Genomic DNA, 22,200 nt, shown 5'->3' with positions numbered 1-22,200 from the left:
TCCGCGCGGGCGCGATAGCGAGGTCCGCATGGCCCACAACAGCGGACATCGACAAACGCAGGAGCGACGGTCGTTATGGTCCATAAGTGGACGTCAAAACGTGAGGGTTCAAGACGCGACGTCGGTCACCGGAACTCAGTCGAAGACCGCCAGAGTCTTGTCATCGCGGACCTCGAGGAAGCGAGCCGCCACGACCTCGCGGCTGGCGCCACTGGCTTTCGTTGCCAGTATACAGGCGACATAGTCGGGACGCTTTACATCCGGCTGCGACATCATCGATTCGATCCAGGATGTCGCCAGAATACGGCAGACTCTTCGAGAGAGCAGACGCACCCAGAAACTGGCGTCGAGACGGGCAAAGCCGATCAACGCAGTATGCGGGCCTCCATCGGACTGCATCAGGCAAATCGAACTCGTATCGACACCAAGGTCTGAGCTGTACAACGGAAACCCGAACTCAGGTGGTTTGGGGGAATGGCAGTGAGCCGGCCGCCATTCACGGTTGCCAAATTCAAGCGCCTCCGCCGGGGCCGTCTTCGCGAAGCTAGCCTTGACCTTGTCGACGGTCTTGCCCGGCTTAACAGGATCTTTTGGTTCGATCGAAAGCTCGAACGGAAAGCTCTCCACGTTCGACACCATGAACACGCCAAGGAAGCCGTACACGGAAAATCCAAAGGGACGTGTTTCGACCACCTTGTCTCCGACACGGGCGACCCATGTCAGCTCATGGGAAGACATCGACGCAGATGTCGACGCATCCGGTCCATACTTGGCTTTAGCTGCACGATTCCACTCGTCGATGTGGGAGAGGTCCGACTTTTCCGATGTCGTAACGGCGAAATACCCAGTCCGGCGCGAATGCGGGACAGGCCAATCCGTCACCAGGAGGACAACGGACATTGCTGCCGCCCCGCAAAACAGCGCCGCCGCGATCACTTTCTTGAGCACCAGCGTCACCGATTGAACAGAGCGACCAGACCATTGCGGCAGCTAAGATTCGCGCCGAATGTTGTCCCTTTCGTTTGATTGAAGCTGACTACGTAAGCAACCAAAGGTTAAGCTCTGGTATCTGCAGTACGTGACGGTGCTGAGGGCCGCTCCGGGGCACAAGCTGACCTAAAGGCGACAACTGGATGCCTCCTTGTCCTCAGTTGCGGCCCGAGGACGGAGCACTGACTTACCGGACCTCGGCGATCTTCGGTCCAGGTGACAACATCTGCGCGTTAGCCGCCAGGGGCCGCTTCGACGGCGATGCCGGGTCCGGCAACCGGAAAGCGGCGTCGGCCGGCGCTCCCTGGGATGGTCGACGTGCCGCCGTTGCCGGAAGCACGATCACTTTCGCTCCGACTTTCACCCGCTCATAGAGATCCGTGACGTCGTCATTGGTCAGCCGGATACAGCCGGACGAAACCTTCTTCCCGATGGTAGCGGGGTTGTTGGTGCCGTGAATGCGATATTCGGTCTCGCCGAGATACATCGCCCGGGCGCCGAGCGGATTGCCGGGACCGCCCGCCATGAACCGCGGCAGATAAGGCTGACGCGAGACCATCTCCACAGGCGGATGCCAATCCGGCCATTCTGCCTTACGGGCCACAGTCTGCTCACCGGACCATGTGAAACCTTCGCGGCCGACACCGATGCCGTAGCGCATCGCTTGGGCGTCGTTCAGAACGAAATAGAGGAATGTGTTTCCGGTATCGATGATCACGGTGCCCGGCGCCTGACGGCTGGCGTAGTCAACCACCTGCCGGACAAGTGCTCCGGGAACGCCAGCGTCGGCTTTGGGTGGTTCGACCAGAGGCGCCGGGGCCGGGATCGGAGCCGGGACCGGAATCGCAGCCGGAACTGGCGCTGATGCACGAACTGGAGTCGACACGTAAACCGGAGTTGACGACGCCTGGGCCTGCTGTGCGGACGGCTTTCGTATCGGTTGCACGTCCGCCGGGCTAGACAGCAAGCTATACCCCACGACGGCGACGGCCACGGCGCCAATCGCAACTCTCGCGGCCATGGGTATTGCGAGGGCCTCTGCCTTCTTACGTTTGGCCCGCTTGCTCATGTCTTTCCCCAGGTCACCATGCCCAAGAGAGGTACCCAGCAAAATTTAAGAAACTTCGAAGCGATGCCGCTCAGACTGGAACCGTTAGTCGTGGTTAACGCCGAACTCTTGTTCGACGCATCCGCTTTGCTCTCGGAAATGGACATTCCGGACTTGGTGTCCCCTCAGTTCAGACCGCGCGGACCCGCCAGCAAGCCCAGCACGATCGAAAACAGTTCATTCTGCGAGGAGATGCCGAGCCGCTCATAGGCGCGCTTGCGGTAGGTCAGGGTCGAATGCAGGCTGATGCCGAGCGCTCGCGAGATCGCCTCGGAGCTGAAGCCGAGCAGGATGCGGCGGCAGACGTCCTGCTCGCGCGGCGTCAGCGCGGAGAGCGGCGCGCGCGTTGCGAACAACGCGGCGAGGTTCTGGTCGGGCGTCGCGGCGGCCGCCTGCTGGAAATGACGCGCAACGCTGGCGCTGATCGCGGGCGCAATGGCCTGAAGCCGCGCACGCTCGGCGTCGCCAAAGCGGCCCTGGGCCGTGATGCGGTAGAAGTTGACATAGAAGCAGGTGTCGTCGACCCAGATCGCAGTGGCGCATTTGTCGATGATGTCAGAGTCGTTGAAGAAGATTTTCCGGTAGCGTGCGCCATACATGCGCGGCGCGAACGACGGCAGCATGATCGGCGCGCTGCCCTCGCCTTCGAACAGCGCATCACGATTGGGATCGGATTCGTGGAACTGACCGGCATAGGCCGCGCCGAGATCGCTGCCGATCGGGATGTTGCCGGCATCGAGCAGGCAACTGGCCGCGCCGGTGCGCGTCAGGGCGAACACCATGCAATGGCCGACGCCGGCCTGCCGGCGCAGTGTGTCGATGAGGACATTCGGGAAATCAGGTCGGCCGATGGCGAGCACCGCCGGCGCGATGTCGTTCGCCGCTGGAGTCGAGGCCATGTCGTGGGGCCGCATTGGTTTCCTCCGCAAAAGTTCTTTTGGCGGAAGATATCAGCAAGAGGATTTGGCAGGAAGTCGGAGACGGCGGCTTTTGCCGCTTCTGGGTCCCGGCTCTGCGCAGCAACGCTACGCGTTGCAGCGCGTCCGGACACGAGAGTGTTGCTGGTCGATGCAGAGGATGGTCTCGTGCCCCGGACGCAGCGCAGCGTGACATAAGCGCGTTTACGCGCGTCTTCGACGCGCTATGGCGCTGCTGAGCCGGGGCCCATGCCGCCGCAGCGGGACTACCCCTACCCCGCCGCGGCCTTCGCCGGCGCGACGTTGATCGCGAGCTTGCCGTAACGGTCCGTGAACGCCTCGGTGTCGATCTCCTCCAGCTTGATCTCGCCGCTCATCACGCCCTGCTTCCAGGCGGCCTGCACGGGATCGTTCTGGAACTCCGGCATCACCTCGCGGCCGAACAGCTCGAGCGATTCGCAGATGTGCTCGTGGCTGTTCTTGCCCGCTTGATTCAGCAGGATGACCTGGTCGATATGGGAGGACTGGAACCGCTTCAGCTTCTTGCGGATGGTCTCGGGCGAGCCGATCAGGCCACCGCGCAGCGCCGCCTCCTGCGCCTCCGGATTGTCGCGCTTCCACTTGTTGTACTCGTCCCACATGTTGACGGTGTAGGGCGCGGGACGCTGGCGGTTCTGCGAGGCGCCGTAGAAGCGCAGCGCGAACTGGAAGAAGGTAGCGCCGTCGGCGCGCGCACGCGCCTCCTCGTCGGTCTTCGCGCACATGAAGAACGACACCAGCGCCATGTTCGGATTGATCTCGTAGTCGGCGAGCTTGTGCAACCGCTTGGTCATCGCGTTGTAATAGGCGTGCACCCAGGCATGCGCGGCATCGGCGCTGACGAACTGGAAGCCGAGCGCGCCAAAGCCGTGACGGCCGGCGCGCTCGATGGTCGGCAGTTGCGAGCAGGCCATCCATAAAGGCGGATGCGGCTTCTGCACCGGCTTCGGCACGACATTGCGCAAGGGGATGTCGAAATACTTGCCGTGATGCTCGGAGCCGGCATCCCTGAACATCGGGAAGATCGCGGCTACGGCCTCCTCGAACACTTCCTTCTTCGTCTCCATGTCGCGGCCGAACGGCGTGAGCTCGGTGATGGAGGCGCTCTCGCCCATGCCGAATTCGCAGCGGCCGTTGGAGAGCAGGTCGAGCACCGCGACGCGCTCGGCGACGCGCGCCGGGTGGTTCGTCGTGAGCTGGAGGATGCCGTGGCCGAGCCGGATGTTTTTCGTGCGCTGGCTGGCGGCGGCGAGGAACGATTCCGGCGAGGGTGAGTGCGAGTACTCTTCGAGGAAGTGATGCTCGACGACCCAGGCGTGGTCGTAGCCGAGCTTATCGGCAAGTTCCATCTGCGAGAGCGCGTTCTGGTAGAGCTTCAGCTCGTCGCCGGCCACCCAGGGCCGTGGCAGCTGCAGCTCATAGAAGATGCCGAACTTCATGACGCCTCTCCCGCTTATTCTTGTTGCGCTCATCTTAGTGAGCGGGGAGGCGCTGTCTACGCGGTCGCAATTCCGCCGCGCGGGAGAACGCGCTTTTCGGTGCGGCGGCCATTCAGCACCACGCCGATGAAGGTGAAGCGCACCAGCAGATGATAGCTCGCCAACATCGGGAGAATCGCGACGACGAGAATGATGGCGAACTTGGCCGGCCCGGGCCAGTCGAGCTGCGACAGCGCGACCTGCAGCGCCATCACGATCGGCATGTGGATCAGATAGAGCCAGTAGGAGGCATCAGCGAGGTAGCGCCGGGTCGGGCTGAAGCCGGACATGAAGCGGAGCGCGAGGCCGAGGACAGCGAAGGTCGAGATCCATATCGCCGGCGCATACAGGATGGCGGAGACGAGCCTGAGCGTGGCGAAGCTGACCGGCAGTTTCGGCGCACCCGGCACGGACATCATCACCCCGACAAGCACGAAACTGATCAGAATGAGGCCGAGCGCCGGCAGGAGATTCCACAGCCAGCGTCGCTCCAAAATCCGCAGTAGATCGGTCTGACGATGCAGCAACCAGCCGACGCCGAATGCGGTGCCGAAACCGATCCAGGCCTGCGCGTTGGTGATGAGTGATTGATCCGGCGTCCTCACGCCCATCACGTTGATCCACCGTGGGTCCAGGCTGAACGCGATGCCGATCGGGATCGCCAGGACCAGGGGCGCCAGCGGATTTTGCATGATCTGCGCAAAGAGGCGGTCGACAACCGTTCTCAGCGTGCCTGATACATCGAGCCAGACAATTGCGCCGCGCAGCAGGAGCATGGCGACATAAAGCTCCAGCAGCACATAGAGAAACCAGAGATGGGTCAGCGGGAAATTCGGCAGCACCGGCGGCCAGCGAGGTGCGCCGGGGATTGGGCCGCCGTTCGGAAAGCCCGCGGCCCAGATGACGACCAGAGCCATCGGCGTAAACACGATCGGCCAGCCGATCACGAGCGGCAGTCCGATCCTCTGCAACCTGTCCCTCAAGAAGCCCAAGGTCCCACGGCGATGGAAACTCATCCGGGCGAAGAAACCCGCCATCAGGAAGAAGGTCGTCATCCGGAAGACGTGGATGACGAAGAACAGCAGGCCCAGGGCCAGGCTTTGATGGGTGTCCTGGATGATCCAGATCCTGGTCGGGGCCGGCACGAACGACAAGGTCGCATGCAGGACGATGCCGAGCAGCAGCGCAAAACCCCTGACCGCGTCGAGCGCGTGCAGCCGTTCCGATGCGGGGGCGATGGCGGTCGATCGGGACATGGACGGACTCGGCTTGCTGGTGAAAGGCTTGTTTCCGGCAATCTGCCCGATCATGTCACGTTTCTCTTGCCCAATCCCATAATCGGCTAGCCGATTTCTCGGCGCAGCTGGCCGATTTCGAAATAGCGGTCGGCATCCGGCGCCGTTTGCGGCCGGCTCAGCGCCTCGCGCCGGAATTCGGTTGGCGTCATGCCGGTCTCGGCCTTGAAGGCGCGATTGAAAGGCCCGATCGACTGGAAGCCTGCATCCATGGCGATGGTCAGCACCGGCACCTCCCGTTGCGTCACATCGGACAGCGCCAGCTTGGCATCCTCGATGCGATAGTGATTGAGGAACGCGTTGAAGTTGCGATAACCCAGCCCTTCGTTGATGGCCTGGCGAAGTCGGTGCTCGGGAACATCGAGCCGCGCCGCGAGCGCGCCGATCGCAAGACCTTCCTGCCGGTAGATTCGCTCCACGGTCATCAGATGGTCGAGGCGCCGCAACAGGACGGGGTCGGCCGTGCCCCGCCCTGTGGGTGCACGATCGGTCACCGGTCGCCCGGCCGTGTCGCCGGGTCCGATCGCCGCCGCGGCATCATTGACGGTGACAATCGCCCGCAGGTCCAAAACGCCGAGGCCGGCGAGCATCGCCAACACGAACAGGCTGATCGCGGTCGGAAGACTGCTGGGCTCGCCGGGAACCGCGACGGGGACCGCGGCGACGCCCGCTCCGGCCACGACCCCGATGAACACGACATTGATCGCGAGCACAGCCAGCCGCAGCCGGCGCCGCCGCGCGACCAGATCGACTCGCCAGGTCTTGACCGTCTGGACCGCGGCCGCGAGCGCCAGCAGCACGGCCACGGCCGACAGGACTTTGCTGCCACCGCTGGCCAAGTTGGGCCAGGTCGTCCAGCCAAGCGACACCGCAAATCCGACGGCCAAGATGGTCAGCCACAGGACGCCATGCCGTCGCCGGAGCACAAAATCGTCGTCGAACGACGCGCGCGCCCACAACCAGAAGACGGCGGGCAGCGAGGACAGGATCGGCAACGTCCACCACAATGACGATTTGGGAAAGACCGGCGCGGTGACGATCGCATAGAACGCTCCGCCGGCGGCCATGGCCGTGCCGAGCAAGGCGAGCTGATTGGTGGCACGACGCTGCAGCACCATGAGAACGATCAACAGGAACACGCCGCTCGCCGCGCCGCGAAGCCCGAGATCGATGGCCGAGAGCCCCATCGCGTTCACAATCCGCGTTTCCCCGTTCGAGATCAGACTCTCGCACCGCCCTTGCGCGGGCACAATCCAAAATTGCGGCGGTGGTCCCGGCCCGCCAATCTCCCCGCGGTGACCGACGAGATCGCGAAGCAAATCACGTTTAACAAATTCAGGACGTTGCCCGGTTCAGAGCGGCAACAGCCAGGGCACGAACAAGGTGCAGACGATCAAGACGACCCGGGAAAACGGTACGCCGATGCGCACAAAGTCACCGAACGTGCAATGTCCGGGGGCGACCACCAACGTGTTAACCGGCGACGACACAGGCGTCATGAAAGCAGTCGAAGCAGCCAGCCCACCGTCATTGCAAACGGATACGGCGAGGCATGCATTTCCCTCGCGACAGTCACGCGCAGCCGTTATTCGCGGTCCGCGAGTTTGTACTCATCGATCCAGACCGAGAGGTTCGGGTTGCCGACGTTAGCACAATGTTCGGATCGCTGAAACCTGCCAATGCTTCGCTCATGGTGAGGACACCGGTGAAGGGGAGCGCAAGGAGCATGATCAGTGCGACCACATCCAGGCGCGGCCTGTTGATCGCGAACATCAGGATCGCAGCCCCGAGAAGGACCAAGACAATCGTCGGATCAAACATGGATGCCTGCCATGGAAGTCGCCGACTTCAATTCAAATGATGATGACAAGACGGACGAGGGATCAAGGACACACCGACTGGCCGCCAACCCGCGCTTGCCGTGATCGACCGTGGACTACGATCATGGCGATGCTGGTATTGATATGACTTGCACCGAGACGTTCATCCGGCTGAATGCATCCGCCGGACCATCCCACGTCCCGGAAAGCGGAGAGGCCCTTTCCTGTTCGCGCGTCACGGCGACGGGTATGTGTTCACTGCCGACGATCTTGTTGTTGGTGGGATCATAGCCGCGCCACCCGGCTCCGGGGATATAGATCTCGGTCCAGGCGTGCGTGGCGCCGTGTTGTCCCTCGGCCATCTGGATGTAGCCAGTGACAAAGCGCGCACCAAATCCCCAGTAGCGGGCAGCTTCCATCATGAACACGGCATAGTCACGACAGGTCCCGCTGCCGAGCCGCAGCGTTTCGTTGGGTGATTGAACCCCGTGAGCCTCGCGGGAAACGTATTTGAACGATCGGTAGATGTGAGTATTCAAATTGTTCAGAAGGTCCAGCGTGCCGATCAACTGGCCGGGTTTGTAGAGATCGCGCAACCATTCGAGCAGGGCGGTCGCGTCGTAGAGATAGCTCGGGAGACGATACACCGTCAGCTCAAGTTGCTCCTCCGGGGGATATTGGAAGGGAAATGAACTGGCGAATGGCGCAATCCGCCATTCAATGGGGTCGTCGTGGTAAAGGTCGACGTCGACCTCGCTTGCGATCCTGAGCGTGTCGGATAATTCCAAAAAGGTCACGACTGCGATGGCATTGTCGTAATTGTCGCGCAACCAGCGAACTTCAGCGTTCGGCTCGATATCGACCGACCCTCTCACGATGTGGACGTCATGTCCCTCGCGAGGCCGCATCATGGCTCGATGAGTGCCGAAGGTGACCGGCCGATTGTAAAAATATTCGGTCTTATGAATGATTCGGATTCGCCTCATATGTAGCTCCCGCCACGTAGCAGCGATGGATGTTGCGGCGCCCGCTACCACTGGTAGTAGGTCGCGGGCATTTCCGAGGCAAGAGAAGATGTATGCGGCCTGACCCCCGAGCCGCAAAGCATCTTCGCTTTTGGGTAACGATCGTTGCCGCTTGCTTCTCTCGCGCTCACGGAGCGCCGCGGCACGGTCCGTTGGCCGCGCCGCGACATCCGGTCAAGTCGACGGGTTGATCCAGATCAACGCGTTAGCGGCCCTGCTCCATTTAAATTGCAGCAAGGCAACGGCCCGGATGCCGTCCCGATTCCTATACCTTTCAGAGAGACCGAATATGTCGGCCCCTGACGACACGACTTCGCGCGTGCGCCGTAAGCGCATGGAGATTTTCGCTTTCCTGTTCCTGACCGCGGTCGTGATGCCCGTCCTCGCGGTCGGAACGGTCGGCTCATACGGGCTCGGCGTCTGGATCTACCAGATGTTCGCCGGTCCTCCCGGCCCGCCACCCTCCCCGCATTGACCTCCGAACAGCGAAAGACAGGCATCATGGCCCAATCCACACTCAACCGCCGCGCATTGATCACCGGCCGGGTGCTCACCGCCGACCGCGTCGTCGCGCCGCCAGGCTGCGAGATCGCCAGCATCATCGTGCAGGCGCGCCCCGAGCACCTGGATGAGCTGGAAGCCGAGATCGCCGCGATGCCCGGCTGCGAGATCCACGGCCGCGACGCCCGCGGCAAGCTCGTCGTGGTGACCGAAGCGCCGGATGCCGGCAGCCTCGGCACCCTGCTCAACACCATCCAGTCGCTGCCCAACGTCTATTCCGCGGCGCTGGTCTTCCACGCCATCGAAACCGCCTAAGAGCCGGGAGAGCCATCATGACATCGCCGAAGCTCGACCGCCGCCAGATGCTGAAGCTCGAGGCCGCCGCGATCGCGGCCGCCGCTGCGGGCATGCCGGCACCGGCGCTCGCCGCCAATCTCGTCGCCGAGCGCGACAACAGCGAACTGAAATGGGACAAGGCCGCCTGCCGCTTCTGCGGCACCGGCTGCTCCGTGATGGTCGCGACCAAGGACAACCGCGTCGTCGCCACCCACGGCGACATCAAGGCCGAGGTCAATCGCGGCCTCAATTGCGTCAAGGGCTACTTCCTCTCCAAGATCATGTACGGCCACGACCGCCTGACGCAGCCGATGCTGCGCAAGACCGGCGGCAAGTACGACAAGAACGGCGAGTTCACGCCAATCAGCTGGACCGAAGCCTTCGACATCATGGAGGTGAAGTGGAAGGAGACGCTGAAGAAGCGCGGGCCGAACGGTCTCGCCATGTTCGGCTCCGGCCAGTGGACGATCTGGGAAGGTTACGCCGCCTCGAAGCTCTACAAGGCCGGCTTCCGCACCAACAACATCGACCCCAATGCGCGCCACTGCATGGCCTCCGCCGTCGCCGGCATGATGCGCACCTTCGGCATCGACGAGCCGGCCGGCTGCTATGACGACATCGAGGCCACCGACGCCTTCGTGCTGTGGGGCTCCAACATGGCGGAGATGCACCCCATCCTGTGGACGCGCCTCGCCGACCGCAGGCTGTCCGCGCCGCATGTCCGCGTCGCCGTGCTCTCGACCTTCGAGCACCGCTCGTTCGACCTCGCCGACATCGGCATGGTGTTCAAGCCGCAGACCGACCTCTACATCCTCAACGCCATCGCCAACCACATCATCAAGACCGGACGCGTCAACAAGGACTTCGTCGCTGCGCATACGATTTTCAGGCGCGGGCAGACCGACATTGGCTATGGATTGCGGCCCGAGCATCCGCTCCAGAAAAAAGCAACCGGTGCGGCCAAAGCCAACGACTCCACCGACATGAGCTATGACGAATTCGTAAAATTCGTCTCGGACTACACGCTTGAGAAAGCTGCCGAGATGTCCGGCGTGCCGCTGAACCGGCTAGAGGCGCTCGCCGAGCTGTACGCCGATCCGAAGACAAAAGTGGTCTCGTTCTGGACCATGGGCTTCAACCAGCACACGCGCGGCGTCTGGTGCAACAACCTCGTCTACAACATCCATCTCCTGACCGGAAAGATCTCCTCGCCCGGCAACAGCCCGTTCTCGCTGACCGGCCAGCCCTCGGCCTGCGGCACCGCGCGCGAGGTCGGCACCTTCTCGCACCGCCTGCCGGCCGACATGGTCGTGACAAACAAGGCGCACCGCGACAAGGCCGAGCATCTCTGGCTGCTGCCGGAAGGCACCATTCCCGACAAGAACGGCGCCCACGCCGTGCTGCAAAGCCGGATGCTGAAGGACGGCCTGATCAACGCCTATTGGGTGCAGGTCAACAACAACCTCCAGGCCGGTCCCAACGTCAACGAGGAGACCTATCCGGGCTTCCGCAACCCCGACAATTTCATCGTGGTCTCGGACGCCTATCCGTCGGTGACGGCGCTGGCCGCCGATCTGATCCTGCCGACCGCAATGTGGGTGGAGAAGGAAGGCGCCTATGGCAATGCCGAGCGGCGCACGCAGTTCTGGCACCAGCTCGTCAACGCGCCCGGCGAGGCCAGGTCCGATCTCTGGCAGCTCATGGAATTTTCAAAACGCTTCAAGATCGAGGAAGTCTGGCCGGAGGAGCTGATCGCAAAGAAGCCGGAGGTTCGCGGCAAGACGCTGTTCGACGTGCTCTACAAGAACGGCCAGGTCGACAAGTTTCCGACCTCGGAGATCGAGGAAGGCTACGCCAACACGGAATCCAAGGCGTTCGGCTTCTACGTGCAGAAGGGGCTCTTTGAAGAGTACGCCTCGTTCGGCCGCGGCCACGGTCACGACCTCGCGCCGTTCGAGGCCTATCACCGCGAGCGCGGCCTGCGCTGGCCCGTCGTCAACGGCCAGGAAACCAAATGGCGTTTCCGCGAGGGCAGCGATCCCTACGTCAAGCAGGGCACCGACGTGCAGTTCTACGGCTATCCCGACGGCAGAGCGCGCATCTTCGCTCTGCCCTACGAGCCGCCGGCGGAATCGCCCGACAGCGAATATCCGTTCTGGCTCTCGACCGGCCGCGTGCTGGAGCACTGGCATTCCGGCACCATGACGCGCCGCGTGCCCGAGCTCTACAAGGCGTTCCCCGAGGCCGTCTGCTTCATGCATCCCGACGATGCGTCGGAAGCCAAGCTCCGGCGCGGCGACGAAGTGAAGGTGGAATCCCGCCGCGGTTTCATCCGCGCCCGCGTCGAGACGCGCGGCCGCGACCGGCCGCCACGTGGCCTCGTGTTCGTGCCGTGGTTCGACGAATCCAAGATGATCAACAAGGTGACCCTGGACGCCACCGATCCGATCTCGCTGCAGACCGATTACAAGAAATGCGCCGTGCGCATCGAGCGGGTGAACCTGTCATGATGAAACGATTTGGCATAGCCCTGCTCGCGGTCGCGATCGCCGCGGGCGCGAGCTCTCTCACCGCACAGACGGTGAATTCAGGCCTGCGCGGCCCGGCCCCGCTCAATGACGAGGGCGCGGCGCCGCCGATGCTGCCGAACCGCAATACGTCCGAGAGAGAGGTGCGCAACTACCCGGAGCAGCCGCCGGTGACCCCGCACACCATCGACGGTTACCAGATCGACCTCAACGGTAACAAATGCCTGTCCTGCCATGCGCGGGCACGCATCGCGGAATCACAGGCGCCGATGGTCTCGATCACGCATTTCATGGACCGCGACGGCCAGTTCCTGGCCTCGATCTCGCCGCGGCGCTTCTTCTGCACGGAATGCCACGTGCCGCAGAACACCGCGACGCCGCCGGTGAGCAACGATTTCATCGACATCGACACGCTGCTCTCCCGCTCAAGCCCCGGTGGCCGCCGATGACGACGGCTGCTGACGAGCCCAAGGGAAAGGTGGAAGCCAAGCGTAGCTTTATCCTGCGCTGCTGGGACTTCGCGCTAGAGCTCTGGCAGGTGCTGATCCGGCCGAGCTCGGTGTTCGGGCTCGGCGTGCTGGTGCTCGCGGGCTTTGCGGCCGGCGTGATCTTCTGGGGCGGCTTCAACACCGCGCTGGAACTGACCAACACCGAGAAGTTCTGCACCGGCTGTCACGAGATGCGCGAAAACGTCTTCGCCGAGCTGAAGTCGACCATCCACTTCACCAACCGCTCCGGCGTGCGCGCGACCTGCCCGGACTGCCACGTCCCGCACAACTGGACCGACAAGATCGCGCGCAAGATGCAGGCCTCCAAGGAGGTCTGGGGCAAGATCTTCGGCACCATCGACACCCGCGAGAAATTCTTGGATCACCGGCTCGAGCTCGCCGCGCACGAATGGGCGCGTTTCAAGGCCAACGATTCCCTGGAGTGCCGCAACTGCCACAGCGCCGATTCCATGGACATCACCAAGCAGTCGCCGCGGGCCTCGGTGGCGCACCAGCGCTTCCTGTTCACCAAGGAAAAGACCTGCATCGACTGCCACAAGGGCATCGCCCACCATCTGCCCGACATGCGCGGCGTGCCTGGGTGGCAGTAGGGCGGGTCCTGAGCAAGCGCCTCGTCCTTCGAGACGGCTGCTTCGCAGCCTCCTCAGGATGAGGCTAAGCGGCATCCTGGCCTGTTGAAACCGGCGCCACACACTCCGTCCTCATCCTGAGGGCCCGCCAAAGGCGGGCGTCTCGAAGGATGGCCGCAGGGAACGGTGGTCCCGCGCTTGAACCGGCGGGGCGAATGGTTAGTTTTGGGGGATGGCGAATCGCATCGTTTCGCCCCTTCCTCAAGACAGACATGGCCACTTTCACCCCGCATCAGGATGCCGCGCTCAAAGCCGTTGGCGACTGGCTCAAGGCAAAACCCGGCCGCAACGGCACGCCGCCGGTGTTCCGCCTGTTCGGCTTTGCCGGCACCGGCAAGACCACGCTGGCGCGGCACATCGCCGAAGGCGTCGACGGCGAGGTGAAGTTCGCCGCCTTCACCGGCAAGGCGGCGCTGGTCATGCGCAACAAGGGTTGCGATGAGGCCTCCACCATTCACTCGCTGATCTACCGCGCGCGCGAATCCGGCGAGGAGCAGCCGAGCTTCGAGCTGTGGGACGACGCGCCGGCCTCCAAGGCCAAGCTGATCGTGATCGACGAATGCTCGATGGTCGATGCCGAATTGGGCCGCGACCTGATGTCGTTCGATTGCCCGCTGCTGGTGCTGGGCGATCCCGCCCAGCTGCCGCCGATCCAGGGCGGCGGCTTCTTCACGAACACCGAGCCCGACGCGATGCTGACCGAAGTGCACCGCCAGGCCCAGGACGATCCGATCGTGCGGATGTCGATGGACGTCCGCGAGGGCCGCGAGCTCGACATCGGCCGCTACGGCGAGAGCGAGGTGGTGTCGCGGAAAGAGCTCGATCCCGACCGCGTCATGGGCGCCGACCAGGTGCTGGTCGGCCGCAACAACACGCGCCGCGCCTACAACATGCGGGTGCGCCAGCGCCAGAACATCGAGGACGTCTTCCCGGTCGCCGGCGACAAGCTGGTGTGCCTGCGCAACAACCGCAAGAAGGGCCTGTTCAACGGCGGCCTGTGGCGCGTGAAATCGCGCAACACCTCGCGCTCGAAATCGCGCATCCTCAGTATGCGGCTGTCGCCGGATGAAGACTTCGGGCACAAGGTGACGAAGGTCTCGGTGCGCGCCGACTGCTTCGAGGGCGGCGTCGAGGCGATCGCCTGGGAGCAACGCAAGCCCTATGACGAGTTCGACTACGGCTATGTGCTGACGGTGCACAAATCGCAGGGCTCGCAATGGGACGACGTCGTGCTGTTCGACGAGAGCTTTGCGTTCCAGGATAGCCGGGCGCGGTGGCTGTACACGGGGATTACGCGCGCGGCGAAGCGGTTGAGTATTGTCGTTTGAAGCTGCCGTAGGGTGGGCAAAGGCGCGAAGCACCGTGCCCACCATCTATCCGAGCGCGCAGTGAAAATGGTGGGCACGCTTCCGCCTTCGCTCTTCGAGCTACGGCGGACAAGTCGCTTTGCCCACCCTACGGCACTGTTGTAGCCCGGATGGAGCGAAGCGTAATCCGGGGGGCGGGTCCGCGCTCGCGATTCCCGGATTTCGCTGCGCTCCATCCGGGCTACGGCCTCTCAACCCCTCATTTCCCCGCCACGAAATAAAAATCCTCGCGTCCCGGCGGCGAGCCGTATGAAAACGGCTGCTGCTCGTGCTTGGTGGCGGACCAGACGTCGTCGCGGACGATGTCGAACAGTTTCCGGATCTCGACCTTCGGCACCTTGATCTCGCGGGCGAGCGCGGTGGCGAAGGGGCTGTCGGCGCCGCCGTCGCCGTCCAGCGCGGTCTCGCCGTGCTTGGCGGCGTAGACCACCATGAAGCCGGCGCCGGGCTCGATGTTGGAAAAGCCCTTGTCCACCAGCTTGAGCGACAGCGTGCGTTGCATGGCCGGCGCAAAGGGATTGTCGCGGCAGGCATCCAGCATCACCAGACGCACTTTTCTCGCAGCGCCCACCGCTGCGATCACCTGCTCCAGCGCAACCGCCTGGGTCTCGGCGTCCCTGTCGGCGGCAAGCTTGGCGTCGACAGGGACGAGATAGTTCACGCCGCCGATCTCGAAACCGTGCCCGGCGTAATAGACCACCGCCCAATCCGCATTCTCCGCTTCGGTGGCAAACGTCTGCAGCGCCTCGAAGAACTTGTCGCGGGAGAGGTCGCTGACGGAGATCACGGTCTGGAAGCCGACATCGCGCAACACGTTTGCAATCATTTTCGCGTCGCGCGGCGGATTGGGCAAGGCGTGGACGTTCTTGTAGGCGCCGTTGCCGATCACGAGCGCCACGCGGCGCCCGGTGGACCCGGCCGGCGCCTGCGGCGTCAGTGCGGCCAGGCGCTCCTGCGCGATGGCGCGGGCGCGTGCGACGTCGGGCTCGTCGAACCTCGTCAGCGAATAGGCCGCCGCACGATAATCGGCACGGGCCTGGGCGAGATCTTTCCTGCGCTCGTAGATCTGGCCGCGGCCGGAATGGGCGCGCACACTGTTCGGATTGAGCTGGATGACCGTGTTGTAGTCCTTCAGCGCGGCGTCGAGGTCGCCCTTCATCACGTTGACCTCGGCGCGATTGTTGATCGCGAAGGTATTTTTGGGCTGCTTCTGGATCAGGCCATCGCAGTCGGCGAAAGCCTGGTCGTACTTGCCCATCATGCCGTAGGTGATGCAGCGGTTGCCGGCGATCTGCGGCGCGGCGGGGTCGATCTTCTCGGCTGCCGCAAAGTCGGCAATCGCGCCGTCGAAATCCTTGTTCAGCGTGCGCATGCGGGCACGATTGGTCCAGCCGAGCAGGAACGCGGGCGTGTATTTGATCGACAGGTTGAAGTCGTCGAGCGCGCTTTGCAGCGCGCCCCGGCGCAGATGGATGGTGCCGCGATTGTTGTAGGCATAGCCGAAATTCGCGCGCTTCTGGATGGCGAGATTGTAGTCGGCCATGGCGAGATCGTCCTCGCCCTTGCGCTCATGGGAGAGCCCACGCAGGTTGATGGCGCCGACATTTTCCGGATCGAGATCGATGGCGGACGACAGCGCCTCGATGGCGCGGTCATAGTCGCGCTTGTTGATCAGCGCATTGCCACGCACGACGAGCGCGAGCGACTTGTCCTTGCCGCCGAGCTTATCGGCCTTCAACAAATTGTCGCAGGCCGTCGCGCGGGCCTGGCCCTCCGCCTGGCGGTCGCGACAGGTGGCGAGGTCGTCGCCGGCTTGCGGCTCGGCCGCGGCGATCGCGGCATTTGAGATCAGGATGGCGAGGGTCAGGGGATGACGCGCAGCATGTTGTCAGGTCAGCTCCAGCCACCACATATTTGAGTCGAGCGCCGATCGCGCGCGTTCATCTAGCCCGGAGTTCCCGGCCTCGCCAAGCCGCACCGTCTGAGGCTATTTTTCACAGACTCGTGTCCGTTTCCCCGTAACAATCGCCGTCTGCGCCCGTATTTCAGATGTCCGAAAACGCGGCCAAACAGGCTGTTCGCCCGTCCCCGGCCGCCCTACACTGTCAGACCTTCCGAAGAGGATCGCCATGCGCCGCACCGCCCTCGCCTCGCTGCTCGCCGCCACCGCCGCACTGACGCTGGCCTTCGCCTTGCCGTCCAGGGCCGCGGAGGATGCGGTCGTGATCCCCGCTCCCACCGTGGATGCCGCGCCCGCAACCGGGATCCAGACCGCCGTCATCGCGGGCGGCTGCTTCTGGGGCGTCCAGGGCGTCTTCCAGCACACCGCCGGCGTCGTCAACGCAGTCTCCGGCTATGCCGGCGGCACCAAGGCGACGGCCGATTACCAGACGGTCTCGAGCGGCCGGACCGGCCACGCCGAGTCGGTCGAGATCAAGTACGACCCGAAGAAGATCTCCTACGGCAAGATCCTCCAGATCTACTTCTCGGTGGCGCACGACCCGACCCAGCTCAACCGCCAGGGCCCCGACACCGGCACGCAATATCGCTCGGCGATCTTCACCACCTCCGACGAGCAGAAGAAGGTGGCGGATGCCTATATCGCCCAGCTCAACTCCGCCAAGGTGTTCGGCAGGCCGATCGTGACCAAGGTCGGCGCGCTGGAAGCGTTCTACCCGGCTGAGGCCTATCACCAGGACTATCTGACGCTGCACCCGAACCAGCCCTACATCGCCTACAACGACATTCCGAAGGTCGAGAACCTGAAAAAGCTGTTCGCGGATAACTACATTGAGAAGCCGACGCTGGTGAGCGCCAGCAAGGCCACCAACTGATCGCAAGATCACCGAAAACAAGTTCACCAAGCAAACGGGAGACCCATGCCCGACACCAAGACGAAAACCACCGACGACAAGGTCATCAAGAGCGAAGAGCAGTGGCGCAGCGAATTGTCGCCGATGCAGTACGCGGTGCTGCGCGAGAAGGCGACCGAGCGTCCCTTCTCCGGCGAATATGAGCACGACCACCGCGCCGGCACCTATGTCTGCGCCGGCTGCGGCAATGAGCTGTTCGAGTCCGATGCCAAGTTCGATTCCGGCTGCGGCTGGCCGAGCTTCACCCAGCCCGCGGTCGAGAGCCATGTCGACGAGGAGCACGATGCCAGCCACGGCATGGTCCGCACCGAGGTGCTGTGCTCCAAGTGCAGCGGCCATCTCGGCCACGTCTTCCCCGACGGCCCCGGCCCGACCGGCCTGCGCTACTGCATCAACTCGGCCGCGCTGAAGCTCGAGCCCAAATAACATTGCGCGCCGCCCGGTTCCGTCATGGAACCCGGCGGCGCGATGTGCTTTTCTCTTCTGGCGGTGCGGCCGATGCGCGCGATCCGGCAGCCGCCAGGGAGGATGCCATGACGCTTGGGACCATCCTGATCATCCTGGTGATCATCTATCTGCTGGGCGGCATGTCCGGCCGGTTCGGTGGTTACGGCTATGGCATGGGCCATTCCGGCATGGGGATCGGCGGCGTCGTTTTGGTGATACTGATCGTGCTGCTGCTGCTTGGCAAACTGTAAACCATCTAACGCATTGGAATTACTTGGTTTATAGCGCTCGCGGAGCTGCCATGCGCGGATTCATCATCTCCCATCGCGGGGGTCGCATTTCTGTCAAAACAGCCTATATTAGAGGGCGAAAATGACATGTGCGGCGGGCCCACTCGATGGTGGCCCCTGCCTTTCAAAACCCCACGCGCTTAAAGCCCCAGACAAGATCACGAGGTCTTTGACCATGCGTCCACTGCGTCCGTTCAACTTCAACACCTCCGCCGAGCTCTTCCCCGCCGCGATCCGCAAGAAGAAGCGCGCGGGCTTTACCTATCGCCGGTTCGGCACCGCGGCCGAAGCCGTGCAGTTCGCGATGGAGCAGTTGCCGACGGATTCGCTGAACGGCGCCTATCTCCAGGTCGAGGAAGCACGCTTCGACCAGAACGGCATCCGCTCGCTCTATGAGAGCGAAGCCTTCCCGCTGCCCCGCCGGCCCCGGCCGGCGCCGGCCGCCGAGACCGACGCCGACGCGGCGTAAGTTTTCGCTAAGCCCGATATGCGCTGAAAGCGCGATGGCCGAAAGGCCGTCGCGCTTTTCGCGTTTGGAGGCGACGCCTCTTCTCTTCTTTTCTTTCCCCTCTCCCCGCTCGCGGGGAGAGGCGAAGAAGCGCCACGCTAAATCCGCGGCTGCTTGTCGAGCCAGCGGCGGAGCAGTCGGACGTTGCGCATGTTGGCGCGGAACATGACGTCGAAGGCATCGCCCGCGAACGGCACTATGCCAACCACGCCGTCGACCGCGACATTGCCGAGCATGCGCGCGGTGAGATACCACGGCGCGCCGAGCGCGCGGGCCTCGCGCACCAGCCACAGCGAGATCGCGGTGGTGATGATGTCGCCGACGACCGGGATCAGCCCGATCAGCCCGTCGATGCCATAGCGGATATTCGTGCCGGGCAGGACGAAGGCGACATCGAGCAGCTTTGCGATCGCCTCGATCCGCGCCACCCGCTGCTCCCGCGTCAGATTGCCGAACGGGTTTCCCTGGCCGAACTCGAAGCGAAACTCGCGAAACCCCTGCTCCAGCGTTTCGGGACGGATCTCGTGGCCGTCCTGGTCGATGATCGGCCCGCGCGCTTCAGTGCCCGAAAAACTCCCGCGCGGGCGGGACTCGGCACGGGGTCGGCGCGGAGCAAGAATCGTCGTCGGGCATGGCCATGGCCTTTGGAGAACGCACTGGTGTGGCGGAAGTTGCCGCGCCGCGCCCGAACGTCGCGCGTTCAGGTCTGAGCCGCAGCCGGCTGCGGCTCCTCGACATATTTATGCACGAGCCAGGATGAAAGCACTGCCGGCACAAATCCGACCAAGCCGTACAGGATGAATTGCACCGCGCCCGAATCCGGCCCGCGCGAGCTGTAGGTCAGTGACGCCAGCACGAAGGCGAACAGGCCGACCAGGAGCATCCGCAGCACCGGGCCGATCCGGCGGATATGGATCAGGATGTCGTCGACCGCACCGATCATCAGCGAGGGCAGGAAGCCGAACAGATAGCTGTATTGCAGCGATTTGAAGAACACCGCGAACAGCTTTCCGACCTCGCCGAGATTGGTCTGGGCCCAATAACCGGATTGATAGGTCGTCGTCAGCAGCAGCAGGAACCCGCCGACGAACGGACCGACCAGAGCAAACACCAGATAGCGTTTCATCAGTATCCTCATCCTTCGCCGCTGTTATAGCAGCGACGCGGGAACCTTGAATAGCGGGGCCCCGGCCCGTCCTGACGGGAACAAGCGGCAAGGCGACGAGTTCAGACAGGACTGAAATTCATACCAGCAGTCAGATTGGAGTTTGTCGATGTCCCGGAAATCCGTCCTTATGGCGACGCTCGCCCTGACAACCCTGAGCGGTATCTCGATCACGCCTGCTCTCGCGCAAGGCCACATGGGTACGCCGCAGGAGCAGAACGCCTGCTCGCGCGATGCCTCGCGGTTCTGCCGCAAGGACCTCGGCAATGACGGCGCGGTGCAGGGGTGCCTGCAAGCCAACCGGGCCAAGCTCTCGAAGTCCTGCAGCAAGGTGTTTCAGAGCCACGGCATGTAAGGCCGGGAACGATCCCCGGCGCACGGAGAGTGAAGCCATGTTGCGCGACGAACAGCTCTCGATCCTGCGGGACATCAGCCAGTCGGTCGCCTTTGCCGACGACCGGCACGGCAAGATCGGCGAGCTGATCGCCGACGGCTACGTGATGAAGGACGGCGATCTGTTCGAGCTCACTGCGAAAGGCGTCACCGCCGTCGAGGAACACCCTGCAGCATCAGGCGCGAGCGATGCGGAAGAAGCGAGCGCGTCGTCCGATCGGTTGATCTGATCTCGCGCCGCATGCTGCGTGACGGACACGCAACAACTGCGAATTCATTCGAGCGGACCATTGCAGCCGCGTGACAATGGCGCATACTCGAATCGGGCGGCGCAGCACTTTTCGATTCGAACACCACGAGAGATCGAGCGACCACATGCGGGACCAAAGTTCCCGGCGTGAAGGCTGTGACATGCGGCAGATCAAGCCGCGTGCGGCGCCCCAAAACCAAGTGGTTCAAACCACGGAACTTGGGGACGCATTCGTCATGACACGCTACACGACCATCGTTTCGCTGTTCGCTTTCGCAACCACCGCCATCGTACTCCAGACATCGCCCGGCCTCGCCTTCTCGTCCGAAGCACAGCAGATGTGCACAGGTGATGCGATGCGCCTGTGCTCCAGTGAGATACCCGACATCTCGCGCGTCAGGGCCTGCATGGTGCAGAAGAAGGCGCAGGTCAGCCCCGGCTGCCGCGCCGTGATGGACCGCGAGCACGCCGCCGCGCGCAAGCGAGAGGCCGCCGCGCAGTAGGCCGGTTCATTCCCGATCGGATCGTTTGAGAGTTCGATTCACCTCTCTCATCGAGAGAGGTGAACATCGGTCGCGCGCCGGCCCTAATCGCCCCACTGCGCGAACGCATCGTTGAAGGCGCGCTCGCCGGGTGCGCCCTTCTCGATGGCGATGATGGCGCGGCGCTGGTTGGCGTAGACCAGCGGCACGTCGAACCATGAGCGCTCTTTCAGGAGCTGGACGTTACGGGCGCGGTCGGCGTCGACATTGGAGAGGCCGACCAGGAAGAAGCCGTCGGTGACCTTGACCGCGAGACCCGCGAGCGGCGTGCCGCGCGCCTGCTCGTTCGACTTCATCAGGATGCCCGGCACGTTGGAGATGCTGCCGCCCGGAAAGTCCGGCGGCAGGATGAAGGTCAATTCCGCAGTGTGGCTCGCCGGCAGCGACGAGTCGGTGTTGCGGCGGAACGACATCGTCATCTTGAACTTGCGGTCGGGGATCTCGATGTCGGCGCGCACGGCGACGTCGGCCTTCTGGTTGCCCGAGGCCTTGATCGGCTCGAGCCGCCACACCACCGAGCCGACATATTGCTTGCCCTTCGGGTCGGACGGATCCTCGTCATAGAGCACGACCTTCTGCGCCACCGGCGCGACCGGCTGGTCGCTGGCCGAAGGCTGGCCGACGCGATCCGGAATCTTGGGCTTGCTCTGCGGCTGGGCCGGATCCTTCGGCGCCTCCACCACCTGGGTCGGCGAGGACTTGAACAGGCCGCTCACGGTCTGGATCAGGGGCTTGCCCCAGAGGATCCCGGCGCCGACCAGGATCAGCACGATGCCGACGGCGATCGCGCTCTTGAACGGGAAGGCAGAGCCGGTGCGGGCGCGCTTCTTGGCTTCGCGCTCGGGCGCGACGCGCGAACGCGGCGACGGCGGCTGCGGCGTGTAGCGCTCGGCCTCCTCGATCGACTCGTCGTAGGAATAGGGCGCGTCCTGCTCGCCGGCGCGATTTTCCAGGCTCGGCTCCAGCCGGTCGAACTCCGGCGAGGGCGAGGGCACATTGGCGTAGGTGCGACGCGCGGCGCGGTTGGCCTGCGCGGCAGCGCCGCCGAGATCGTTCACGTCGGCGGTGATGTCGCGAAAACCGCGGACGCCCGGTGCCGGCGGCTGAGGCGGCGGCGGCCCGATGTCGGGCGGACGGCGCCCGGGCGGGCGGTCACGTCCGGCCGGCGGAGCAGCCGGCGGCTCCGGCAT

The 22,200-nt window shown here is 63.8% G+C and carries 24 protein-coding genes and 1 pseudogene; 13 read left to right on the top strand and 12 right to left on the bottom strand.

Annotated features, from left to right (window positions below):
* Nucleotides 1–135: 135 nt before the first annotated feature.
* From OWC48_RS41545 to OWC48_RS41510, 8 genes are all read right to left on the bottom strand, one after another.
* On the bottom strand, nt 136–948 hold the full coding sequence (locus OWC48_RS41545) for a hypothetical protein (RefSeq protein ID WP_282525184.1): 813 nt from the start codon (nt 946–948) through the stop codon (nt 136–138).
* 229 nt (nt 949–1,177) lie between these two features.
* Nucleotides 1,178–2,059 carry a L,D-transpeptidase gene (locus OWC48_RS41540; protein ID WP_282525183.1) on the bottom strand — a complete coding sequence of 294 codons (882 nt, stop codon included), beginning with the start codon at nt 2,057–2,059 and terminating at the stop codon, nt 1,178–1,180.
* 164 nt (nt 2,060–2,223) lie between these two features.
* Nucleotides 2,224–3,012, bottom strand: coding sequence for a LuxR C-terminal-related transcriptional regulator (locus OWC48_RS41535; RefSeq protein WP_282525182.1), 789 nt, complete (start codon nt 3,010–3,012; stop codon nt 2,224–2,226).
* A gap of 275 nt (nt 3,013–3,287) precedes the next feature.
* Complete coding sequence (locus OWC48_RS41530) at nt 3,288–4,493, bottom strand: LLM class flavin-dependent oxidoreductase (RefSeq protein WP_282525181.1); 1,206 nt, start codon at nt 4,491–4,493, stop codon at nt 3,288–3,290.
* 56 nt (nt 4,494–4,549) lie between these two features.
* Nucleotides 4,550–5,788 (bottom strand): acyltransferase family protein, encoded by a 1,239-nt coding sequence (locus tag OWC48_RS41525; protein WP_282525180.1) that lies wholly within the window; start codon nt 5,786–5,788, stop codon nt 4,550–4,552.
* An 86-nt stretch (nt 5,789–5,874) separates the two neighbouring features.
* Entirely contained in the window at nt 5,875–7,014 is a 1,140-nt protein-coding gene (locus OWC48_RS41520; protein WP_282525240.1) for a helix-turn-helix domain-containing protein, read from the bottom strand.
* Between the two features lie 385 nt (nt 7,015–7,399).
* Nucleotides 7,400–7,648 carry a hypothetical protein gene (locus OWC48_RS41515; protein ID WP_166080580.1) on the bottom strand — a complete coding sequence of 83 codons (249 nt, stop codon included), beginning with the start codon at nt 7,646–7,648 and terminating at the stop codon, nt 7,400–7,402.
* 121 nt (nt 7,649–7,769) lie between these two features.
* Nucleotides 7,770–8,633 carry a transglutaminase family protein gene (locus tag OWC48_RS41510; RefSeq protein WP_282525179.1) on the bottom strand — a complete coding sequence of 288 codons (864 nt, stop codon included), beginning with the start codon at nt 8,631–8,633 and terminating at the stop codon, nt 7,770–7,772.
* Between the two features lie 328 nt (nt 8,634–8,961).
* Here OWC48_RS41510 and napE point away from each other — a divergent pair, with 328 nt between their 5' ends.
* From napE to OWC48_RS41480, 6 genes are all read left to right on the top strand, one after another.
* Complete coding sequence (gene napE, locus OWC48_RS41505) at nt 8,962–9,147, top strand: periplasmic nitrate reductase, NapE protein (protein ID WP_027532529.1); 186 nt, start codon at nt 8,962–8,964, stop codon at nt 9,145–9,147.
* Between the two features lie 26 nt (nt 9,148–9,173).
* Complete coding sequence (locus OWC48_RS41500) at nt 9,174–9,488, top strand: chaperone NapD (RefSeq protein WP_282525178.1); 315 nt, start codon at nt 9,174–9,176, stop codon at nt 9,486–9,488.
* Between the two features lie 17 nt (nt 9,489–9,505).
* Nucleotides 9,506–12,019 carry a nitrate reductase catalytic subunit NapA gene (gene napA / locus OWC48_RS41495; protein ID WP_282525177.1) on the top strand — a complete coding sequence of 838 codons (2,514 nt, stop codon included), beginning with the start codon at nt 9,506–9,508 and terminating at the stop codon, nt 12,017–12,019.
* Nucleotides 12,016–12,486 (top strand): nitrate reductase cytochrome c-type subunit, encoded by a 471-nt coding sequence (locus tag OWC48_RS41490; protein ID WP_282525176.1) that lies wholly within the window; start codon nt 12,016–12,018, stop codon nt 12,484–12,486. Before napA ends, OWC48_RS41490 begins: the two co-directional genes overlap by 4 nt.
* Nucleotides 12,483–13,136, top strand: coding sequence for a NapC/NirT family cytochrome c (locus OWC48_RS41485; RefSeq protein ID WP_282525175.1), 654 nt, complete (start codon nt 12,483–12,485; stop codon nt 13,134–13,136). The genes OWC48_RS41490 and OWC48_RS41485 overlap by 4 nt, the downstream gene beginning before the upstream one ends.
* Before the next feature lie 251 nt (nt 13,137–13,387).
* On the top strand, nt 13,388–14,503 hold the full coding sequence (locus tag OWC48_RS41480; RefSeq protein WP_135216357.1) for an ATP-dependent RecD-like DNA helicase: 1,116 nt from the start codon (nt 13,388–13,390) through the stop codon (nt 14,501–14,503).
* A gap of 238 nt (nt 14,504–14,741) precedes the next feature.
* Here OWC48_RS41480 and OWC48_RS41475 read toward each other — a convergent pair whose 3' ends face one another.
* Complete coding sequence (locus OWC48_RS41475) at nt 14,742–16,409, bottom strand: caspase family protein (protein WP_282525239.1); 1,668 nt, start codon at nt 16,407–16,409, stop codon at nt 14,742–14,744.
* Nucleotides 16,410–16,671: 262 nt separating this feature from the next.
* Here OWC48_RS41475 and msrA point away from each other — a divergent pair, with 262 nt between their 5' ends.
* The 4 genes from msrA to OWC48_RS41455 all read left to right on the top strand — a co-directional run bounded on the left by msrA (nt 16,672) and on the right by OWC48_RS41455 (nt 18,621).
* Nucleotides 16,672–17,376, top strand: a complete 705-nt coding sequence (gene msrA / locus OWC48_RS41470) for a peptide-methionine (S)-S-oxide reductase MsrA (protein ID WP_282525174.1) — start codon at nt 16,672–16,674, stop codon at nt 17,374–17,376.
* A 45-nt stretch (nt 17,377–17,421) separates the two neighbouring features.
* Complete coding sequence (gene msrB / locus OWC48_RS41465; protein WP_282525173.1) at nt 17,422–17,841, top strand: peptide-methionine (R)-S-oxide reductase MsrB; 420 nt, start codon at nt 17,422–17,424, stop codon at nt 17,839–17,841.
* 107 nt (nt 17,842–17,948) lie between these two features.
* Nucleotides 17,949–18,113, top strand: a complete 165-nt coding sequence (locus OWC48_RS41460; RefSeq protein WP_282525172.1) for a DUF3309 family protein — start codon at nt 17,949–17,951, stop codon at nt 18,111–18,113.
* A 214-nt stretch (nt 18,114–18,327) separates the two neighbouring features.
* Complete coding sequence (locus OWC48_RS41455; protein WP_014492502.1) at nt 18,328–18,621, top strand: hypothetical protein; 294 nt, start codon at nt 18,328–18,330, stop codon at nt 18,619–18,621.
* 137 nt (nt 18,622–18,758) lie between these two features.
* Here OWC48_RS41455 and OWC48_RS46995 read toward each other — a convergent pair.
* Both OWC48_RS46995 and OWC48_RS41445 read right to left on the bottom strand, forming a co-directional pair.
* Nucleotides 18,759–19,299 (bottom strand): annotated as a pseudogene (locus tag OWC48_RS46995) (DUF4112 domain-containing protein).
* 61 nt (nt 19,300–19,360) lie between these two features.
* On the bottom strand, nt 19,361–19,786 hold the full coding sequence (locus OWC48_RS41445) for a DUF5413 family protein (protein ID WP_282525170.1): 426 nt from the start codon (nt 19,784–19,786) through the stop codon (nt 19,361–19,363).
* Between the two features lie 148 nt (nt 19,787–19,934).
* Here OWC48_RS41445 and OWC48_RS41440 point away from each other — a divergent pair, with 148 nt between their 5' ends.
* The 3 genes from OWC48_RS41440 to OWC48_RS41430 all read left to right on the top strand — a co-directional run bounded on the left by OWC48_RS41440 (nt 19,935) and on the right by OWC48_RS41430 (nt 20,971).
* A complete protein-coding gene (locus OWC48_RS41440) occupies nt 19,935–20,180 on the top strand; it encodes a hypothetical protein (RefSeq protein ID WP_282525169.1) in 246 nt (81 codons plus the stop codon).
* Nucleotides 20,181–20,217: 37 nt separating this feature from the next.
* Nucleotides 20,218–20,448, top strand: a complete 231-nt coding sequence (locus OWC48_RS41435; protein WP_014492498.1) for a hypothetical protein — start codon at nt 20,218–20,220, stop codon at nt 20,446–20,448.
* A 256-nt stretch (nt 20,449–20,704) separates the two neighbouring features.
* A complete protein-coding gene (locus tag OWC48_RS41430) occupies nt 20,705–20,971 on the top strand; it encodes a hypothetical protein (protein WP_028151045.1) in 267 nt (88 codons plus the stop codon).
* A gap of 83 nt (nt 20,972–21,054) precedes the next feature.
* Here OWC48_RS41430 and OWC48_RS41425 read toward each other — a convergent pair.
* Nucleotides 21,055–22,200 (bottom strand): hypothetical protein (locus OWC48_RS41425; protein WP_282525168.1); only part of this gene is annotated, 1,146 nt, incomplete at its 5' end.

Source organism: Bradyrhizobium sp. Arg816, assembly GCF_029989365.1.
Lineage (GTDB): Bacteria > Pseudomonadota > Alphaproteobacteria > Rhizobiales > Xanthobacteraceae > Bradyrhizobium.
Note: the sequence above shows the minus strand (reverse complement) of the source record. Positions and strands in the feature narration are given on the sequence as shown.

Excerpts from the sequence above, each read along its gene's own strand:
- OWC48_RS41540 (WP_282525183.1), bottom strand. The coding sequence starts at position 2,059 with ATGAGCAAGCGGGCCAAACGTAAGAAGGCAGAGGCCCTCGCAATACCC.
- OWC48_RS41535 (WP_282525182.1), bottom strand. The coding sequence starts at position 3,012 with ATGCGGCCCCACGACATGGCCTCGACTCCAGCGGCGAACGACATCGCG.
- OWC48_RS41530 (WP_282525181.1), bottom strand. The coding sequence starts at position 4,493 with ATGAAGTTCGGCATCTTCTATGAGCTGCAGCTGCCACGGCCCTGGGTG.
- OWC48_RS41525 (WP_282525180.1), bottom strand. The coding sequence starts at position 5,788 with ATGTCCCGATCGACCGCCATCGCCCCCGCATCGGAACGGCTGCACGCG.
- OWC48_RS41520 (WP_282525240.1), bottom strand. The coding sequence starts at position 7,014 with ATGGGGCTCTCGGCCATCGATCTCGGGCTTCGCGGCGCGGCGAGCGGC.
- OWC48_RS41515 (WP_166080580.1), bottom strand. The coding sequence starts at position 7,648 with ATGTTTGATCCGACGATTGTCTTGGTCCTTCTCGGGGCTGCGATCCTG.
- OWC48_RS41510 (WP_282525179.1), bottom strand. The coding sequence starts at position 8,633 with ATGAGGCGAATCCGAATCATTCATAAGACCGAATATTTTTACAATCGG.
- napE (WP_027532529.1), top strand. The coding sequence starts at position 8,962 with ATGTCGGCCCCTGACGACACGACTTCGCGCGTGCGCCGTAAGCGCATG.
- OWC48_RS41500 (WP_282525178.1), top strand. The coding sequence starts at position 9,174 with ATGGCCCAATCCACACTCAACCGCCGCGCATTGATCACCGGCCGGGTG.
- napA (WP_282525177.1), top strand. The coding sequence starts at position 9,506 with ATGACATCGCCGAAGCTCGACCGCCGCCAGATGCTGAAGCTCGAGGCC.
- OWC48_RS41490 (WP_282525176.1), top strand. The coding sequence starts at position 12,016 with ATGATGAAACGATTTGGCATAGCCCTGCTCGCGGTCGCGATCGCCGCG.
- OWC48_RS41485 (WP_282525175.1), top strand. The coding sequence starts at position 12,483 with ATGACGACGGCTGCTGACGAGCCCAAGGGAAAGGTGGAAGCCAAGCGT.
- OWC48_RS41480 (WP_135216357.1), top strand. The coding sequence starts at position 13,388 with ATGGCCACTTTCACCCCGCATCAGGATGCCGCGCTCAAAGCCGTTGGC.
- msrA (WP_282525174.1), top strand. The coding sequence starts at position 16,672 with ATGCGCCGCACCGCCCTCGCCTCGCTGCTCGCCGCCACCGCCGCACTG.
- msrB (WP_282525173.1), top strand. The coding sequence starts at position 17,422 with ATGCCCGACACCAAGACGAAAACCACCGACGACAAGGTCATCAAGAGC.
- OWC48_RS41460 (WP_282525172.1), top strand. The coding sequence starts at position 17,949 with ATGACGCTTGGGACCATCCTGATCATCCTGGTGATCATCTATCTGCTG.
- OWC48_RS41455 (WP_014492502.1), top strand. The coding sequence starts at position 18,328 with ATGCGTCCACTGCGTCCGTTCAACTTCAACACCTCCGCCGAGCTCTTC.
- OWC48_RS41445 (WP_282525170.1), bottom strand. The coding sequence starts at position 19,786 with ATGAAACGCTATCTGGTGTTTGCTCTGGTCGGTCCGTTCGTCGGCGGG.
- OWC48_RS41440 (WP_282525169.1), top strand. The coding sequence starts at position 19,935 with ATGTCCCGGAAATCCGTCCTTATGGCGACGCTCGCCCTGACAACCCTG.
- OWC48_RS41435 (WP_014492498.1), top strand. The coding sequence starts at position 20,218 with ATGTTGCGCGACGAACAGCTCTCGATCCTGCGGGACATCAGCCAGTCG.
- OWC48_RS41430 (WP_028151045.1), top strand. The coding sequence starts at position 20,705 with ATGACACGCTACACGACCATCGTTTCGCTGTTCGCTTTCGCAACCACC.